Genomic DNA, 17169 nt, shown 5'->3' on the forward strand with positions numbered 1-17169 from the left:
CCGCCCTCCCCCTCTCCCGCGGAGAAGGCAGCCCGAGCATGTTACCCGCTTCCGGCCCCGGGCGCAAGGGGGCATTTTCGAAAAGCTCGGAAAAGCTCGCTCAGAACGGCCCGGGGCGAGAGGGCGTGCGGCGCGAGGAGGGCGCATCCCCGTGCCGGCGGCACGCTCCAGAAGGCGTGCGGGCGCCGTCTGGCCGACGATGCCGCGACCGTCCTGTTTTGGGCCGGGACGATCGCCCTCATTCCCTCATATACAGCAAAGCGGGACGACCGATGGTCGCCCCGCCTTCCGAGTTATGGTTGACGCTACACGTTACCGCAAGCCGCAGCTTACATCATGCCGCCCATGCCACCGCCGGCACCGGCCATAGCCGCCAGAGCCGCCGGATCCGGATCCTTCGGGATCTCGTTGATGGTGGCCTCGGTGATGAGGATGAGAGCCGCGACGGAGGCCGCAGACTGCAGAGCCGTGCGGGTGACCTTCACCGGGTCGTTGACGCCCATCTCGATCATGTTGCCGTACTCGCCGTTGGCGCAGTTCAGGCCTTCGCCCGTAGCCATGCCCTTGACGCGCTCGACTACGACGCTGCCCTCGAAGCCGGCGTTCTGCGCGATAGCGCGCATCGGAGCTTCGAGCGCCTTGCGGATGATGGCGACGCCGACCTCTTCGTCCTTGTCGGCCGCTTCCACCTTGTCGAGCGCGGGCAGAGCGCCCACCAGAGCCACGCCGCCGCCGGCGACGATGCCCTCTTCGACCGCCGCGCGGGTCGCCTGCAGGGCGTCCTCGATGCGGGACTTCTTCTCCTTGAGCTCGGACTCGGTCGCAGCGCCCACCTTGAGCACCGCCACGCCGCCGGACAGCTTCGCCAGGCGCTCCTGGAGCTTCTCGCGGTCGAAGTCGGAGTCGACGCGCTCGAGCTCGGCCTTGATCTGACCGATGCGATCGTCGATGGCCTTTTTGTCGCCGGCGCCGTCCACGATGAGGGCGGAGTCCTTCGTGACCTTGACCGTCTTGGCATGGCCCAGCATGTCGATGCGGGCGTCGGCCATGGTCATGCCGAAGTCCTTGTCGATGACCTGCGCGCCCGTGACGGCGGCGATGTCCTCGAGGATGCGCTTGCGGCGATCGCCGAAGCCGGGAGCCTTGATGGCGACGCAGTTGAACGTGCCGCGCAGCTTGTTCAGCAGGATGGTGGCCAGCGCTTCGCCCTCGACGTCCTCGGCAACGATGAACAGCGGACGACCGGACTTCATGATCTCCTCCAGCAGGGGCACCATGTCCTGGATGTTGGTGACCTTCTGGTCGGTGAGGAGGATGTAGGGATCGCTGAGGACGGCCTCCATCTTCTCCATGTCGGTGGCCATGTACGGCGAGATGTAGCCGCGCTCGTACTGCATGCCCTCGACGATGTCCATGTCGATGCCGAACGTCTGGCTCTCCTCGACGGAGATGGCGCCGTCCTTGCCCACGGCATCCATGGCCTCGGCGATCTTCTCGCCGATCTCGGCGTCGCCGGCGGAAATGGTGCCGACGTTCGCGATCTGCTCCTTGGTGGAGACGGGGGTGGCGTCGGCCTTGATGGCCTCGACCACGGCGTCGGTGGCCTTCTGGATGCCGCGACGGATGCCCAGGGCATCGGCGCCGGCGGTCACGTTGCGCAGGCCCTCGGACACGATGACGTCAGCCAGCAGCGTGGCCGTCGTGGTGCCGTCGCCGGCGACGTCGTTCGTCTTCACGGCCACTTCGCGAACCAGCTGGGCGCCCATGTTCTCGATGGGGTCCTCGAGCTCGACTTCCTTGGCCACGGTTACGCCGTCGTTCGTGATCAGCGGAGCACCGTAGGATTTCTCCAGCGCCACGTAACGGCCCTTGGGCCCGAGCGTCACCTTGACGGCGTCGGCCAGCTTGTTGACGCCGGCAGCAAGCGCGCTGCGCGCGTCGGCTTCGAACTTAATCTCTTTAGCCATATTGCTCATATCCTTTCAACCTGACGGCTTTTCGTGGCGGCCTCCTAGCCGCTCAGAACCCGGGAGCTTTCGCACACGGCCAATAAGGCCGCTTAGCTCAAGCACCCGGAACCTTCGTGGCTATGAGCCTCACCACGAAAACCCTGCTATTACCAACGTTGAATCAACCGGCGCCTTTTATGCAAACACAGCGTAGAGGTCGTCACCGCGGAGGATCAGCACGTCCTCGCCTTCGACGTTGATCTCGGTGCCGCCGAACTTGCCGTACACGACCTTGTCGCCGACCTTCACGGGAACGGGAACGAGGTTGCCGTCCTTGTCGAGCTTGCCCTCGCCCACGGCCAGAACGGTACCGCTCTGGGGCTTTTCCTTCGCCTCCGTCGCGAGGAACAGACCCGAAGCGGTGGTCTCCTCAGCCTCGTCCTGCTTGACGATAACGCGATCACCCAGAGGTTTCAAATTCATAACGTTGCCTTCCTTTCGTCCGACGTATGCACGAACCCGTTTGTCGCATGTTCGCTATTTAACCACTCAGCAGTGGTGACTGCTAGCACTCATCGGTAACGAGTGCTAAACACTGCGTTATCATAGCATCATCAACACTGAATGCAAGGGCATTCAAAGAAATCTGAGCGCTCGTGACTGAGATTTTGCGCAATCGTCAAACGATCATCACAATTTACTCGAGTCGCCGTTTGGCATGCGGCATCAGTTCGCTTGCCACCGAACGGCTACCGGATGCCTGGCCTTACGAGGCCGCCTTCGTAGGCTCGGACAACGAGCTGGGCGCGGTCGTGGGCATCGAGTTTCGCCATGATACGGGCCAGGTGCGTTTTCACCGTGGCGGGCGAGATGAACAGCTCGGAACCTATTTCGTCATTCGTGAAACCTCGCGCAACCAGGGCGAGGATCTCGCGCTCGCGGTCGGTAAGAGTGCGTAGACCGGCCGCAACGGCTGCAGCACCGCCGAGCGAAGCCGGCCGTGCAGCGACGAACGTCTCTATAAGGCGGCGCGTGATAGAGGGCTCGATGAGTGCATCGCCCTGGGCGACGACGCGCACCGCGGAAGCGATCTCGTCGGGCTCGGCATCTTTGAGCAAAAAGCCGCTGGCCCCGGCGGCCAAAGCATCGTACACGTATTCGTCCAGATCGAACGTCGTGAGGATGAGCACATGCACGTTTTCAAGCGCGGCATCGTCGCGGATGGCGCGCGTGGCCTCGATGCCGTTCATACGCGGCATCCGAATGTCCATGAGCACCACGTCGGGATGCAGCCGCGACGCCAGTTCCACCGCTTCATGGCCATCGCGCGCCTCGCCTACCACGTCGATGCCGTCGTACGACATCAGTATGAGCTTGAAACCGCTGCGGACGAGATCTTGATCGTCCGCCACCAGCACCCGCACGCGCTCTTCCACTTACGCCTCCGCTCCCTTCATCGGCAAGCAGGCAACCACGCGGAAGCCGCCGCCGGCTCGATCGCCCGCCGAAAACGTGCCGCCCAACAGGTGCACGCGCTCGGCCATGCCGGCAATGCCGTGCCCCTCTCCGTCGACAGCCTGGGGCAGCGCGCCCGATGCGGCCGCGGACGCCGAGAGCCCGCACCCGACGCCATCGTCTTCCACCACCAAGCGCGCCCGTCCGTCCTCGACGGCCAGGCGGATGAGCGCCTTGCGCGCACCAGCATGACGCACGATGTTCGTAGCAGCCTCGCGGGCGATGCCGAACAACGCCATGTCCACGTGGGCCGGCACGTCCGCACGACAGTAGGCGGCCGCGTCGAGCGTGGTTTCGATTCCGGCGTTTCCGAGGTAGGCACGCAAATCGTCCAACCGCTCGGTGCCGGACGTCGGCGACGTTTCGGCCGCGTCATCGCCGCAGCGCAGCACGCCGATCATGCTGCGAATGTCAGCGAGCGCGCCTTTCGCAGTGGTGCGCACGGCGGAGATAGCCTCCTTCGCCGCGGCGGGATCGCGATCGATCATGCGCTCGGCAGCCGCCGCCTGAATGCTGACCGCCGACAGCGAATGCGCCGTGATGTCGTGGACTTCGCGCGCGATGCGCACGCGCTCCTCCTCCACACGCCGAGCCGCCTCTTCCTCGCGGGTGCGCTCGGCTTCGGCAGCGCGATCCTCGGTGGCCTTTACGTAGGCGCGATGCGTTCGATACGCATAGCCAGCCAAGCCGGCGGCCACCGCGAGCACAATATTCTGGAAACGCGTGAACAGCACCATGTTGGCCGTGGCGGCATGGGCATCGGTGAACAGAAGGCCGGCCACCGCTAGAAGTACCGCCGCGACCGTCTCGACACGACCGCGCTCGCTGGCGATGGTGTACAGGGCGACCACCGGGCCCACGATGGTGAGCGAGAACCCGTTGAACGCGTTCTGCAAACCCAGAAACGACACGAGGCAGAACAGGAACACGGGCCACGGGAACCTACGGCGCACGACGAGCGGCAACGTGGTGACCGCCAGCGCTACGAACACCTGCACGTTAGGCACCACGTTCACCATGCCGAGATACTGGCGCAGCGCCAGATCGGGAATCACGATGGACGAAGCGGCCAACATGAGCTGCACGCAGCCGAACAGGAACGCCGCTGCCGTTACCGCGACATCGAACCCCCAATCCTTGGGACCCATCGGTCGGTTGTTCATCAGAAAGGTATCCATGACCCCATACTACGCGACCCGCCCGAGGCGCGCCATACCCCAGCCGATGTATGTTCGCCCGATGGCGACCTTTCAACGCTCCAGAAGGTCAAGCAGTTCCTGGCGCGTGTGCACGTCGAGCTTGGAATAGATGTTGCGCACATGGCTGCGCACCGTGTTCTCGGTGACGAACAGCGCGTCGGCGATGTACGCCTTCGTCCTGCCACGTGCAAGGTAGACGAGGATCTCGGCCTCACGCTCGGTCAAGCCCCCTTCCCGGGCGACGCTTGCACAGCACGCGTCAAGCGTCGAGTCGATCTCGGGCACCGAAACCGAATCGGTTCCAACCGCGCTCTCGTTCGGCGCATCGGCAGAAGCCTCTTCGGCGCGTCGTCGCTTGCGGTCGCGCGAGAAGAACACGAGCGCCATGCACAGAGCATACAGCACCACGACGATGATCACGAGATAGCGCATCGTATGCTCGGCCTCGTCGCCCGGACCGCCGCCGGCGACCCCGGCCGCGTACCCCGACAACAGCGTCACGGCCAGGCATACGCGCGCGACGCCCATGGCCACGCCCATCAGCACGTAGGGCGATACCTTGCGCGTCTGTGCCGCCTCGGCGATAAGATAGGTGATGAGCAGCGCGACGAAGTAGTAGCTGCCGAGCAACAGCATGGAGAACACCAGGTTGTAGCGCTCGCTGAGAAACGGCAGGAACACCAGCATGGCCGCGAGCACGGGCATGACCACACGCGATACCGTGGACACCTTGGGGATGCGATGCGCAACGAACACGATGAAGCAGAACACGACGATTGCGCCCACAATGGCCGCAGCCGACACAGCTCCCGAGCCCTCGAAATCGATGGATCCCGCCAGCATGAAGCTGTTGAGCAACCCGATGACGGCTTCCAGCACGAAAAACGCCACCAGCGAGTCGCCCAACTCCAAAAACGCATCGCGATACGCGCCCCATCGAGCCCGCAAGGAAGTTTTCGAAGAAAGCGCTTCGGCAGGTTCGGCGGATACCGTTTCGGCGATCGGCCGTTCGTTATGCGTTTCCACCTCGCAGGAAGCGGCCCGCAACCGACGGCGCACGAACCACGCGCACAGACCCGAAACGAGCAGCAAAACGCAGCTCGAACGCATCTGGACGTCTCCGGGCAACGGAGATAGCACCGAGGAAACCACCACGTTCAGCAACATGCCGAGCGCAATCTGCACCACGATGGAGCTGGGCCGGCTCGCCGAGAGCACCTCGATCCAGAACAGCGACAGCATGACGCTGCCCGCACCGTACAGCAAGCCGGGAACCAGCAGCGCTAGATCAGGCGGCAGCGACAAGACCACGCCCAGCAACGCAGCGAGGTTCCCCGCCAACAACAATGCCGTCGGCAGCACGTATGGCATGGTGTTCGCCTTGAGACGCCCCGTCCAGGCAAGGGTGACAGCGACGGCCGAGCACACGATGATGGAACATGCCACCACTACGTTGAAGAACAGATCGGGCACGAACATGAAGGGCGCCTTCACGAACGCGTATGCGGAGAGGTAGACGTTCGAATTCACGCCGCGATACAATCCGAAACCCAAAATGACCACGGCTGAGTATACAGCGGGATGAGCCCACGCGCGCGACGGCTGCTTTTGTCTGTTCCCTCCCGTTTCCCTCATAGGGGCATCATACCGGAAACGTCGGAAGCGCACGAAGCAAACATGCAGGATTCCGGCCTTCCACAGCAATTTAGTCCGAAACGGACGGTGACGATTCCCCAGATCGAACGTAGGGTGAACCAGTCGTCGCTCAACCGCGACGCAAAGGAGCCATCATGCGACAACAGGGAGGAACAGTATGGAATCAGCAATGAATCGCCGCAATTTCCTGAAGGCAGCCATCGCCTCGGGTGCGGTTATCGCCGCAGGCGGCGCACTGGCAGGATGCTCGCCGAACGGCGGCTCGACCGGCGGATCCGGCGAGGCCGAACAGGTGGTTGGCACCGCCCCCGTCTCGTTCAGCGAAGAAACCGACGTTCTCATTCTGGGCACGGGCATCGCCGGCATGTCGGCAGCCATGGATCCGGTCGAAGCCGGCCATAAAGTGATGCTCGTGGACAAGCTCGACCGCGTGGGCGGAGAGAGCTTCATCGCTTGCGGCGTCATGAACGTCGTTGGATCAAAAATGCAAAAAGACGCCGGCATCGAGGGCGACCCCGAGCAAATGTGGGAGAAGTTCCTGCCCGTGCTCGAGAAAAAGGGCGAGACCGATGACATGGACTACAAGCACAACGTCTACGTCTACCAAACCGAATGGGCGAACCGCGTGGCCGCCGACTACGGTTCGGTATTCCAGCCCATCACCGACTACATGAACACGGGCGCGCCCACGTCCATGCTGTTGCCCGGCAACGGCATCGGCGACATGCAGGCGGTGCTGACGCCGCTGCAGAAGGGCTTGGAGCAGAAAGGCGCCACGTACAAGCTGAACCTGCGCGCCACGAACTTCATCGTGGACGGAGAGGGAGCGCCCATCGGCGTGCGCTTCAACGACGAGAAGAACAACAAGACCGTCGATATCCGCGCAAAGAAGATCATCGTGGCCACGGGCGGTTTCTCCTGCAACCAGGAGATGGTGTCCACGTACTTGCCCAGCCAGGCTCGCTTGGGGCCGCTGACCGTGAACTCCATGGGCGAAGGCCACCAGCTGTGCAAGGCCATCGGCGGCGTGTACACCCACATGGACATGGAAGCGAACCGCATGAGCGACCTCGCTCAGGTGACGGTGTGGGGCTACTTCTCGCCGCAGGTCCAAGTAACCCCGCAGGGCCGCCGCTTCATCAAGGAGGATCAGAGCCACGACTCGCCCGACAAGGCCGTCGAGTTGGGCTTGGGCTTCTGGTGGACCATCTTCGACGATCAAGCCATCAACAGCAGCCAGAAATGGAACGTCGAGATGAACATGAAGAGCAACGCCGACCGCCTCGTGGGCCCGTGCAACTCGCTCGATGAGCTGGCGGCAGCGATGGATGTTCCGGCCGACACGCTGAAGGCCACGTTCGAGACCTACGACGCCATGGTGGCCGCAGGCGAGGACACCGAGTTCGGCAAGAAGCTGTTCCTGCAGTCGCTTTCCGCACCGTATTACGCGATGAAGCACTTCCCGTACCGCTACAAGACGCACGGCGGCATGAAGATCACGACCGACAGCCAGTTGACGGACAAGGACGGCAATCCCATCCCCAACGTCTACTGCGCCGGTTCGACCGTGGCCGATAGCGGCAGCGATCTCTCTCCGAACGCGGGCAGCGGCCTCATCTCCGGCAAAGCCGTAGTCGAAGCGCTGAAGGCGTAAAGCATCCTGCCCCCTCCCTCAACGCCGGAAGGCTCCCGCTCCGGGAGCCTTCCGGCGCATTCTCTACCGATCTAGATATTCCAACACGGCATTCGCCGCCTCGCGGCCGCTGTTCACTTGATGGCCGAACGCGACGCCCGGCATGTTGACGGTGTACACGTTGCGGTACAGCATATTGCCGTCGTTGCCGATGGCATAGAGACCCTCGATAGGGTTGCGGCGCCCGTCCAGCACGCGATGCCGCCCGTCGGTGGTGATGCCGCCAACCGAGAAGAAGTAGTTGTACGACAGTTTTGCCAGGTAGAACGGAGGCGTCTCGATGGGCACCATGAGGCCGGCCGCCTTGCCGAAGTCGCTGTCAGCCCCCTCTCCGCACAGTTCATTGTAGCAATCGACCGCAGCCTTGAGCGCATCGGCGTCGAGGTTGAATCTTCCGGCGAGATCGGCCAAGGAATCGCTCTGGTAGATGCTGCCTCCGCCGTTAGCCTTGATCGCGTCGTAGAAGGCTTTCTTCGCATCGTCGTTTTTACCGAAAAACCGATCGAAGATGGCCTGGTCGAAAACCACGTAATTCCCCTTGTTGCCCTTACCCGGAAGGCACTGCAACGCGAGGTTGTCGTTCGCGAGGTCCTCGCGCGTGTAGCGCCGGCACGCCTCGTTCACCCACAGCACGGGGCCGCCCGAGGCGATGCCGAAATAGCCGTAGAGCGGGTTTTCAGCCGCATCGTGGAAGTCGATGGGAGGAAAAGCCTCGATAGCGTACAGGATGGACTGAGCCGAATCGGCCATGAAGCTGCATGCGCCGTTGTCCATGGCTATGCGATAGCCGTCTCCTGCAGCGTTCGGCGAGCCCACGATGCGCATGCCATCGGTGTTCCAACCCTGCTCGGCGACGATCTCCTCGTTGCCGCCGAAGCCGCCGGTTGCGAGCACCACCGCCTTCGCGCTGTACCGCACCACGCCCTCGCCTCCGTCTGCGTAGGCGCCGATCACCCTGCCGTTCTTCATGACGAGGCCGTTCACTGCGGTTTTGAGATGCAGCTGCACGCTCAGCTCTTCGAGCCGCGCCTTCATCGGCTCAACGTATCCCACAGCCGCCTTTCCGTCTTTGAACCAGTGGAACGTGGGGAATAGGCCGACGCGATAGTCGTCCACCTTGCCGGAGTACATGACGCCCTGCTCTATGCACCAGGTGATGTTGTCGGCCGACTTGCTCACAAAATCGAGCCATACATCGCCGTTTTGGCGATGCTGACCGCGCGAGAGCTCGGCTTCCATTATATCGGCGGGCTGCATGTCGATGCCTTGCTCCAGCTGCAACGTGGAATTGACGGCGAACATGCCCTCGACGAAGTTCGCATTGCCGCCCACCTGGTTGCTCTTGTCCACAAGAATGAGATTCGTTCCGTTAAGAGCCGCCTGCACGGCGCACGCCAAGCCGCTGCCGCCTGCACCCACGATAAGCAGATCGGCGTCGTAGGTCTTGTCCACCTTGCTTGGCGCCTTGCTGACGGGCACCGCGCCCCCGTTCGCGCCAGAACCGGTTCCGCCGGCGCCGCCGGGGCCGGCGTCTTGCGGCGGCGCGCAGGCGTTCAGGCCGCCCACCATCGCCGCAGCTCCGGTAACGCACGCGCCCGCCAGGAACGCGCGACGGGATATGCCCGCACCACGTTCATCCTCGCTTTCCCCGAACATAGAAGTCCTTCCATCCGCGTCTACGGCCTCTCAAGCAGCACGGATGCGCGCCGCATGCGGCTTTAGTAGGTATGGGGACATTCTGTCATGAGTCTATAGAGACGCGGTATCCGCCGCTTTGCACCTTGGCAACCCGTCGGCAACGCAAAGCGACACCCTGGGACATTAGTCAAAACGAGAAAGAGGGACAGGGTTAACGTCTCTTTAGTCAGAAGCTTGCTTCGCAGCATCTTCGTCGTCGAGTGCGGCGGCGACCGCTTTGCCCGCCAGCATGCCGAACGCGCCGTTCGACGCGAGGCCTCCGATGCTTGACGCAGCTGCCGCACCGCAACAGTAGACGTTGGGAATGACGGCGCCGACGACGCTGAGCACCTGACCGGACTGATTTGTTTTCACGCCGCCGTTGGATCTGTACCGCTGCGGCAGCTGTTTAAGCGCGTAGTAGGGACCTTCCAACTCCTCCAAGAACAACGTGCGCCCGAAATCGCCGTCCTTGCCGTCTTTCACGAAGCCGTTGTAGCGGTCGAACGTGGCGTTCAGCACGTCCGGCGAAACGCCCATGCCCTCGGCAAGCTCGTCCAGGTCGTCGAACGGCCCGATAAGACGCTTTGCGTTCTTGCTGGCCACTTCCGCAACGCTGCGCGATTGGCTGCTCTCGGTCAGCTGCTTTCCGAACACCGTCCACCAGTAGCCGCGCTCCTCCGAGAAGCAGGCGCCCGCCGCAGCGTTCGCGTCGTCCTCGCGCGCGAAACGCTTCCCCAGCGCATCCACGATGACCGTGGGGCCGAACAAGCCCCAGGCGGTCGCCTGCGGCAAGCTGCCGGTAAGCGGCGCAGCCTTGTCCATGTTCACCAGCTGACCGCCCAAAAGCGCGCACAGCTGCTGACCCTCGCCCATGGAGGCGACGGTGTAGCACCCCACGCGCTCATAATCGGGCGTATGCTCATGCACGAGCGGCTGGCTGCTGGCGAACCCGCCTGTCGCGACAACGATGCGCCGAGCCCGCACGTCGAGCACCGATGCGCCCGACCCTGCATAGAAACGCATCCCGCACGCCGCGCCGTCCTCATCCAAAATGAACGCGACCGCCCGATGGCCCGTAGAAAACGTGGCGCCTTTCGCCGTGAGGGCGTCTCGCAGCGGCATCATAATGCTCTGCATGTCACCGAGGCCGTTCTTGGGCAGCATGATAGCCGCATTCACCTTGCCGTCCACGAAGGTTTTCGGATCGGCGAACTGCGCCCCGTAATCGGATGCCAGGCGATTCGCCCATTCGGTGGCCGCGAAGAACAGGGTCTTTGCGAAATCAAGATCATCGTCGCCTGCAGCGCTCAACTCCTTTTTGCGCGCCCCCCATGCCTCGTCAACCGTCGCATTCACGCCCGCATCCTGCTGCGCAGTCGTGCCGGCGATGCGCATAACGCCGTTCGACTCGTAGCTTTCGCCGCCCAACAGATCAAGTTTCTCGACCACCATAACGGAGCGCTTCGCCTCGAGCGGATCCATGGCGGCAGACAACCCCGCTACCCCGCTGCCCACGATCAACACATCCACGTCAGCATCGAAGGCGATGGGCGGCTGCCCCATTACGCTTGATTGACCAGCGGTTTCGTTGGCTTTGTTCGTCGCCGCCAGAGGATTGTCCGGCAGCTTTCCCGCCTCACATGCGCCGAGGGTTCCGCCCACGGCCAATACCGCAGCGGACAAGCCTGCAAGTTTGAAGAACGAACGACGCTCCACGACGGACGACCTCCTTTGCGACGGAAACGGAAACGAACGGCCTCAGAGTATAGTGACGCGAAAACGTTTTGTCGTGAGGCGCCGACATGCCGTCACGCAATCTGCGCAATGGAGACTGCGAAACGAGCCCAGCGTGCCAAGGGAGGTGCCAAGGGGACGCTACTCGTAGAACGTGGCGTCGGGGCACGGGGGCTCCAAAGCTCGCTTGAATGCGGTCGCGCGCACCGTTCGCAGCACGCGCTCGACGTCGGCCGCATCGAACCCTTCGGACACCAACGCTGCGGCATCCAAGCCGCGATCCACATGCGCTTTCAACAATCGATCGAGCGTCGGGTAATCGATGCCCATGCTCTTCTCGTCTTCCTGGTCGGGTGAGAGCTCGGCGCTGGGCGGCTTTACGAACACATGCTCGGGAATAGGCGGAACCTCGCCGGCGATCTCCGCTTGTCGATTACGCCAGCGGGCGACGGCGAACACGTCGGTTTTGTACAGGCCGCCGATAGGAGCGAACGCGCCGGCCGTGTCGCCGTACAGCGTGGAATACCCCATCATGGCCTCGCTCTTGTTGCCCGTGTTCACCAGCATCCAGCCGTATGCGTTCGACAGCGCCATGAGGCACACCATGCGGCAGCGCGCTTGCGTGTTCTCGGCCGCCAGACCCGAGAGCTTGCCGCCGCACGCCTCGGCAAGCGCGGCCTCGAACGCCCGATACGGTTCCGCGATGGAGACGGTGCGCGTCCGGATTCCGAGGTTGCGAGCCAGATCGAGCGCATCGTCCACCGAGTGGTCGGTGGAGTACGGGCCCGGCATGAGCACGCCGTGCACGCGATCCGCGCCCAGCGCGTCCGCACACATCACGGCGACCAAACTCGAGTCCATGCCGCCCGACAACCCGATGACGACGTCGGAGAATCCAGCGTCGTCCATGAAGCCTTTGAGCGCGTTCACGCAGAGACGATACCGTTCGCTATTCTCCACGACTCCCTCTTCCTCCATCATCATCTCGCAGATCCACCAATATCAGCGAGAAGCGCCAAGGTGCCCGAGATCGCCCGTTTCGCCAGCTGCGCCGCGCGAAGCGCAAGTCCCTTTAGGGAAGCGTGCTTTCGCACGTGAGGGAAAGCGGAAAAGGGGCGAGATCGGGCGCATTGGCGCTTCGCAGCGTCGACTTCGTTCCGACGGCTGACAAGCCGTCGGAACTAAACGGCGCGAATGCGGTTCGCCAGCCACTCGGCCCAGGCGTCCACGCCGTCGCCTTTCGTGGCGGCGATGGGGAAGATGGGAGCCTGCGGGTTGAGCTGCGTGACCGCCGCCTCGAAGGCCTCGCGGTCGAAGTTGAACACGGGCATGGTGTCCACCTTATTGAGCACCACGGCCTCGGCGACCTGGAACACGCCGGGGTACTTGAGCGGCTTGTCGTCGCCCTCAGGCACCGACAAGATCATCACCTTGGCGTTCTCGCCCAAATCGAAGTCGGTGGGGCACACGAGGTTGCCCACGTTTTCCACGATGATGAGGTCGAGGCGCTCGAGGTCCAGCACGTCCACCGCGCGCTTGATCATGGCGCTTTCCAGGTGGCACGCTCCACCCGTGTTGATTTGCACGGCGGCGATGCCCTGCGCCTTGATCTTCTCGGCATCCACGCTGCTGGCGATGTCGCCCTCGATAACGGCGATGTTGAACTCGTCGCGCAGCGCGTCGATGGTGGCCAGGATGGTGGACGTCTTGCCCGAACCGGGGCTGGCAAGCAGGTCGAGCACGAACACGTGGTTCTCGGCGAAACGCTCGCGCAGTTCGGAGGCGATCGCATCGTTCTTCTGGAGGATAGGCTGCTTCAGATCGATTTGCATGGTTAGTCCTCGTTCTCCTCGTCATCGTCGGGAATGTCCACTTCGATGCTGTCGATTTGCAGTTCGCGACCGGCGATGAGCTCGGTGGCGAAGCTGCCGCATTCCGGGCACAGCATATGGAAACGATCGTGCTCGTATTCGGCACCGCATTCCAAGCAGCGGCTTTTCGGCTTCACCATGGTGATTTGAAGCTCGGCGTCTTCGCAAAGCGTGCCTTCCGACAGAGCCTCGAACGCGAACATGAGCGCGTCTTCGATGGCCTCGGTCATCTCTCCAACCGACAGGCTCACCTTCAGCACGCGCGTCGCACCGGCCTGTTGCGCCGATGTCGTCACTGCATCCATCACGCCCGTCATGATTCCCAATTCGTGCATGGTGCTCCTTCGTGCCCGTTCCGCCTCTATCGTTCATGCTTATAGTAGCCCAAGAGTTATTCGCGCGAAGGTATCGATGCGTCAACGGCGCGAATGACTCCTAGAAAAAGCAAAAAGGCCCGTCGATCTCGACGGGCCTTCACCATCAGAATAAGGCTACTTCGATTTCTTGGCCTTCTTGATGCCGAGCTCGGCAGCGCGTTCCTCCGCCTCTTCCGCGTCAAGCTCCTCGTTCTGCTTCTTGATGCGGTTTCGCAGGACGACGCGGGCGATGAGCAAGCTGCCTTCGTACAGCACCAGCAACGCCGCGAACATGAGCAGCATGGTGATCGGCGAAGCGTCCGGCGTGGCCATAGCCGAGACGACCATGAGCACGACGTACACCGTGCGCCAGCTGCCGCGCAGCTTCTTGTACGGGACGATGTCGAAGATGACGAGGTAGAACACGATGAGCGGTAGCTCGAACGCAAAGCCGAAGCCCAGCTCGAACTTGATGATCATGTCGATATAGGTCGACGCTCGCGGCACCACTTCACCCAGACCTGCAGCCTGATCCGTCAGCCACTGAAACGCGGGATCGAGAATAATGAGATAGCAGAAGATCGTGCCGAATATAAACAAGCTCACGGCCGCGGCAAACGTGGGAACGAACCACTTGCGCTCGCTCGGCTTGAGCGCCGGCAGAAAGAACGCAAGAATCTGCCATAGGATAACGGGAGAACAAGCAACGACCGAGGTCCAGATCGATATCTTGAAACGAGTCGCAAACGCCTCGAACGGATCGAGCACGATCGTGCCCGCCAACAAACCATCGGTACCCTCCGGCAGATACGGAGAAATCGGCTGAAGCAAGAACTGGCTGATAATAGGCGTTGCCATGTAGAACACGACTACGGCGATGGCAAGGCAAGCGATGATGCGCACCAGGCGCATGCGGAGCTCGCCCAGGTGATCGAATAGGGGCATTCGTGCCGGTCCGACGGGCATGGCTTACTCCCCCTTCTCGTTCTTGTTGGCCTTGGCGGCCGCTTCGGCGGCTGCCTTCCTGTTCGCCGCGCGCGTTGCAGCGGCCTTCTTCGCCGCGGCAGAGCGTGCGGCAGCCTTCTCGGCATCGGTCTTGGCCGTAGGCTTCGCAGCGCTCTTGGAAGCGGCGGCGGCTTTCGCAGCCGTCGGCTTGGTAGCCGGCTTCTTAGCGGCGGGTTTCGTGCCGTACAGCTCGTCGGGCGACGGCTTCGGCTTCGCGGCGGTCGACTCAGGCTTGGCGGCCGGCTTCGCAGTCTCCGCAGCCTTCGGCTCTTCCGGCTTGGCGAACGATCCGTCGGGCTTGGCCACCGGCTTGGCAGCAGCGGCGGTCGCCGTAGCGGCTGCGGCCGTCGTCGCAGTCGTTTCGGCAGCACCGGCCTTCTCGGCTTCGGCGGCCTTCTTGGCTGCGCGCTCCTTGTCGTAGCGAGCCTTGCGCTCGGAGAAGCTCTCGGTCTTCTCCTCCTTGTCGTCTTTGCCGATCTCGCCGACCTTCGACAGCGCCTCCAGCGGGTTCTTGAACGGCTCATCGGACGTAGGGTCGTAGACCTCCGTCTTGAGCACCTTGTTCATTTCTTCCTGTGCGCTTCTGAACTTGTTGATAGCCTTGCCCAGCGTCTTAGCCATAGCAGGCAGCTTGTCGGGTCCGAAGATCAAAAACCCGAACAGCAGAATGAGGAATAGCTCGAATCCACCTATACCAAACAAAGCAAACCCCTTTGTGCGGTTACTCTACTCTCGACTCCGCGCCCCGTGCGCGGCAACGATTCATAGTATCACAAACACTCCCCGTCGACCCGAACGAGATAGCTCTACAGAAAAAGCATGACGGATTCTCACACGGGAAACGCGAAGGGCGTCCGCAAGCGGGAGACGCTGCGAACGCCCTTCGTCATCGGGCGGAAGCTAGGAGCCGTTCCCCAGGAAGGCGAGGGCTACGGTGGGGATGCCCAAAGCCAGCACGAGGATGACGCACACGACGATGGTGAATATCTTCTTCGTGCGCGCGGCCGCCTCGCGACGCTCCTTTTCCTTGCGCTCTCGCTCCTGAGCAGCGCGGATGCGCTCGCTTTTCTGCTGTGCCGTTAACTTCTGGTTCGTTCCCATAGATTACAACCTCAACTTACCGCGGATTTCGATGATGCGGGCGATGTTCCTGGCAACCTCGACGCCCACGTTCCATTTGTTCTTCTCGTACAGCGCGGTGCCGTTCACCATGGTCATGAGGATGTCGGCGCCGCTGCAGGTGTTGACCACGGCCGAAACCGGATCGGTGGTGGGCGTCTGATGCGATCCGGACAGATCGACCGCGATGATGTCGGCCAGCTTGCCTATTTCCAGGGAGCCGATCTTGTCGTCCAGCTTGAGCGCGCGAGCGCCGCCGATGGTGGCCATCTCCAGCATGGTGGCCGAATCCAGGAACTCGCCCACGTTCACCGCGCGCTGCACCAGCATACCGATGCGCATCTCGGTGAGCATGTCGGTGGAGTCGGTTGCGGCCGGCGAGTCGGTTCCCATGCCCAAGCGCAGGCCGGCGCGCATGAACTCGTTGATGGGAGCCACGCCCATGCCCAGCTGCGCGTTGCAGCGCGGGCACACGGCCACGGCTACATCGTACTCTTTCAGCTTCTGCACGTCTTTGTCATCCACGTGCACGCAGTGGATGGCCAGCACGTTGTCGGACTCGAACGCGCCCCAGTTCAAAGCGTAGCGCACGGGCGTCGTGCCGGTGGGCAGCCACGGCGGGATCTCCACGAAGCCGCGCTTCTGGTCCATCGTGTGCACCGAGAACGGCGACGAGCCGTACTTGATGAAGTTGTACTCTTCGCGGTTGCCGGCCACGTGCATGGCGACAGGCACGTTCTCGCGCCGAGCGAATTCGGACACCTTCGAGAACATGGACGGATGGCAGGCATACATAGCCGCGGGAGCCACGCCGATGGTGATGCGGTCGCCGTCAACCTCTTCGCGCCAATGCATGATGTCGTTCTCGGCGATGCGCATGGCGTAGTCGACGCGGCGCTTGTCCATGGCACCCACCTCGCGGTAGATGACGCTGCGCATGCCCAGCTTCTGCGTGGCGGTGCATGCAGCGCCGGTGGCAGTGATATCGGCGACGCAGGTAATGCCGCTGGACAGCGCTTCAAGACCCCCGAGGATAGCGGAGTCGTACCAGTCGCTCACGTCCATCTTTGCGCTTTTCTCCAACATGGACGTGACCCACGTGGTATAGGGCACATCGTGCACGATGCCGCGCATCACGGAGTTCTCGAGGTGCGTGTGCAGGTCGACGAGGCCCGGCATGATAGCCGCCTGGCCGAAATCGACCACTTCTTCGTCGGGATAGCGCAGCTTGAGCATCTCGGCCGTGCCGATGTCGCGGATGACGTTGTCGCGGACAAGCACCGCGCCCTTCTGAAACGGCTCGGACGTGATGGGAAGAATGTATTGTGCGCACAAAAGCATGTCTGTCCCGCCAATCTCTTAGAATAATCGCATGATGAGTATGATAGCATT

General features: G+C 62.6%; 15 protein-coding genes. 1 reads left to right on the top strand and 14 read right to left on the bottom strand.

Annotated elements, in window-relative coordinates:
- Window positions 1-329: 329 nt before the first annotated feature.
- The 5 genes from groL to GT590_RS10120 all read right to left on the bottom strand — a co-directional run bounded on the left by groL (window position 330) and on the right by GT590_RS10120 (window position 6142).
- The gene (gene groL / locus GT590_RS10100; protein ID WP_009305183.1) at window positions 330-1967 is read right to left on the bottom strand and encodes a chaperonin GroEL; all 1638 of its coding nucleotides are present in this window, start codon (window positions 1965-1967) and stop codon (window positions 330-332) included.
- 177 nt (window positions 1968-2144) lie between these two features.
- Window positions 2145-2432, bottom strand: coding sequence for a co-chaperone GroES (groES, locus tag GT590_RS10105; protein ID WP_009305184.1), 288 nt, complete (start codon window positions 2430-2432; stop codon window positions 2145-2147).
- A 266-nt stretch (window positions 2433-2698) separates the two neighbouring features.
- Window positions 2699-3385: a response regulator transcription factor gene (locus GT590_RS10110; RefSeq protein WP_009305185.1), complete on the bottom strand. Its 687-nt coding sequence runs from the start codon at window positions 3383-3385 to the stop codon at window positions 2699-2701.
- A complete protein-coding gene (locus tag GT590_RS10115; RefSeq protein ID WP_114516499.1) occupies window positions 3386-4627 on the bottom strand; it encodes a sensor histidine kinase in 1242 nt (413 codons plus the stop codon).
- Between the two features lie 87 nt (window positions 4628-4714).
- On the bottom strand, window positions 4715-6142 hold the full coding sequence (locus GT590_RS10120; RefSeq protein ID WP_229062599.1) for a helix-turn-helix transcriptional regulator: 1428 nt from the start codon (window positions 6140-6142) through the stop codon (window positions 4715-4717).
- 334 nt (window positions 6143-6476) lie between these two features.
- Here GT590_RS10120 and GT590_RS10125 point away from each other — a divergent pair, with 334 nt between their 5' ends.
- Window positions 6477-7973, top strand: a complete 1497-nt coding sequence (locus tag GT590_RS10125; protein WP_009305188.1) for an FAD-dependent oxidoreductase — start codon at window positions 6477-6479, stop codon at window positions 7971-7973.
- 63 nt (window positions 7974-8036) lie between these two features.
- Here the strand turns inward: GT590_RS10125 and GT590_RS10130 are convergent, their stop codons facing one another.
- The 9 genes from GT590_RS10130 to GT590_RS10170 form a co-directional block, all read right to left on the bottom strand.
- Complete coding sequence (locus GT590_RS10130; protein ID WP_009305189.1) at window positions 8037-9668, bottom strand: FAD-dependent oxidoreductase; 1632 nt, start codon at window positions 9666-9668, stop codon at window positions 8037-8039.
- A gap of 204 nt (window positions 9669-9872) precedes the next feature.
- Window positions 9873-11408, bottom strand: a complete 1536-nt coding sequence (locus GT590_RS10135) for an FAD-dependent oxidoreductase (RefSeq protein ID WP_009305190.1) — start codon at window positions 11406-11408, stop codon at window positions 9873-9875.
- Between the two features lie 159 nt (window positions 11409-11567).
- Window positions 11568-12410 (bottom strand): NAD(+) synthase, encoded by an 843-nt coding sequence (nadE, locus tag GT590_RS10140; protein WP_009305191.1) that lies wholly within the window; start codon window positions 12408-12410, stop codon window positions 11568-11570.
- A 197-nt stretch (window positions 12411-12607) separates the two neighbouring features.
- Window positions 12608-13258 (bottom strand): hydrogenase nickel incorporation protein HypB, encoded by a 651-nt coding sequence (gene hypB / locus GT590_RS10145; protein WP_009305192.1) that lies wholly within the window; start codon window positions 13256-13258, stop codon window positions 12608-12610.
- A 2-nt stretch (window positions 13259-13260) separates the two neighbouring features.
- Window positions 13261-13632 (bottom strand): hydrogenase maturation nickel metallochaperone HypA, encoded by a 372-nt coding sequence (gene hypA, locus GT590_RS10150; protein WP_009305193.1) that lies wholly within the window; start codon window positions 13630-13632, stop codon window positions 13261-13263.
- Between the two features lie 156 nt (window positions 13633-13788).
- Entirely contained in the window at window positions 13789-14619 is an 831-nt protein-coding gene (gene tatC, locus GT590_RS10155) for a twin-arginine translocase subunit TatC (RefSeq protein WP_009305194.1), read from the bottom strand.
- A 3-nt stretch (window positions 14620-14622) separates the two neighbouring features.
- Complete coding sequence (locus GT590_RS10160; RefSeq protein ID WP_009609086.1) at window positions 14623-15360, bottom strand: twin-arginine translocase TatA/TatE family subunit; 738 nt, start codon at window positions 15358-15360, stop codon at window positions 14623-14625.
- 198 nt (window positions 15361-15558) lie between these two features.
- Entirely contained in the window at window positions 15559-15759 is a 201-nt protein-coding gene (locus tag GT590_RS10165) for a hypothetical protein (RefSeq protein ID WP_009305196.1), read from the bottom strand.
- 3 nt (window positions 15760-15762) lie between these two features.
- Window positions 15763-17118 (bottom strand): amidohydrolase family protein, encoded by a 1356-nt coding sequence (locus GT590_RS10170; RefSeq protein WP_009305197.1) that lies wholly within the window; start codon window positions 17116-17118, stop codon window positions 15763-15765.
- Window positions 17119-17169 lie beyond the last annotated feature (51 nt).

The organism is Eggerthella sp. BIOML-A1, assembly GCF_009875595.1.
Lineage (GTDB): Bacteria > Actinomycetota > Coriobacteriia > Coriobacteriales > Eggerthellaceae > Eggerthella > Eggerthella lenta.

Excerpts from the sequence above, each read along its gene's own strand:
- groL (WP_009305183.1), bottom strand. The coding sequence starts at position 1,967 with ATGGCTAAAGAGATTAAGTTCGAAGCCGACGCGCGCAGCGCGCTTGCT.
- groES (WP_009305184.1), bottom strand. The coding sequence starts at position 2,432 with ATGAATTTGAAACCTCTGGGTGATCGCGTTATCGTCAAGCAGGACGAG.
- GT590_RS10115 (WP_114516499.1), bottom strand. The coding sequence starts at position 4,627 with ATGAACAACCGACCGATGGGTCCCAAGGATTGGGGGTTCGATGTCGCG.
- GT590_RS10120 (WP_229062599.1), bottom strand. The coding sequence starts at position 6,142 with ATGTTCGTGCCCGATCTGTTCTTCAACGTAGTGGTGGCATGTTCCATC.
- GT590_RS10125 (WP_009305188.1), top strand. The coding sequence starts at position 6,477 with ATGGAATCAGCAATGAATCGCCGCAATTTCCTGAAGGCAGCCATCGCC.
- GT590_RS10130 (WP_009305189.1), bottom strand. The coding sequence starts at position 9,668 with ATGTTCGGGGAAAGCGAGGATGAACGTGGTGCGGGCATATCCCGTCGC.
- nadE (WP_009305191.1), bottom strand. The coding sequence starts at position 12,410 with ATGATGATGGAGGAAGAGGGAGTCGTGGAGAATAGCGAACGGTATCGT.
- hypB (WP_009305192.1), bottom strand. The coding sequence starts at position 13,258 with ATGCAAATCGATCTGAAGCAGCCTATCCTCCAGAAGAACGATGCGATC.
- hypA (WP_009305193.1), bottom strand. The coding sequence starts at position 13,632 with ATGCACGAATTGGGAATCATGACGGGCGTGATGGATGCAGTGACGACA.
- tatC (WP_009305194.1), bottom strand. The coding sequence starts at position 14,619 with ATGCCCGTCGGACCGGCACGAATGCCCCTATTCGATCACCTGGGCGAG.
- GT590_RS10165 (WP_009305196.1), bottom strand. The coding sequence starts at position 15,759 with ATGGGAACGAACCAGAAGTTAACGGCACAGCAGAAAAGCGAGCGCATC.
- GT590_RS10170 (WP_009305197.1), bottom strand. The coding sequence starts at position 17,118 with ATGCTTTTGTGCGCACAATACATTCTTCCCATCACGTCCGAGCCGTTT.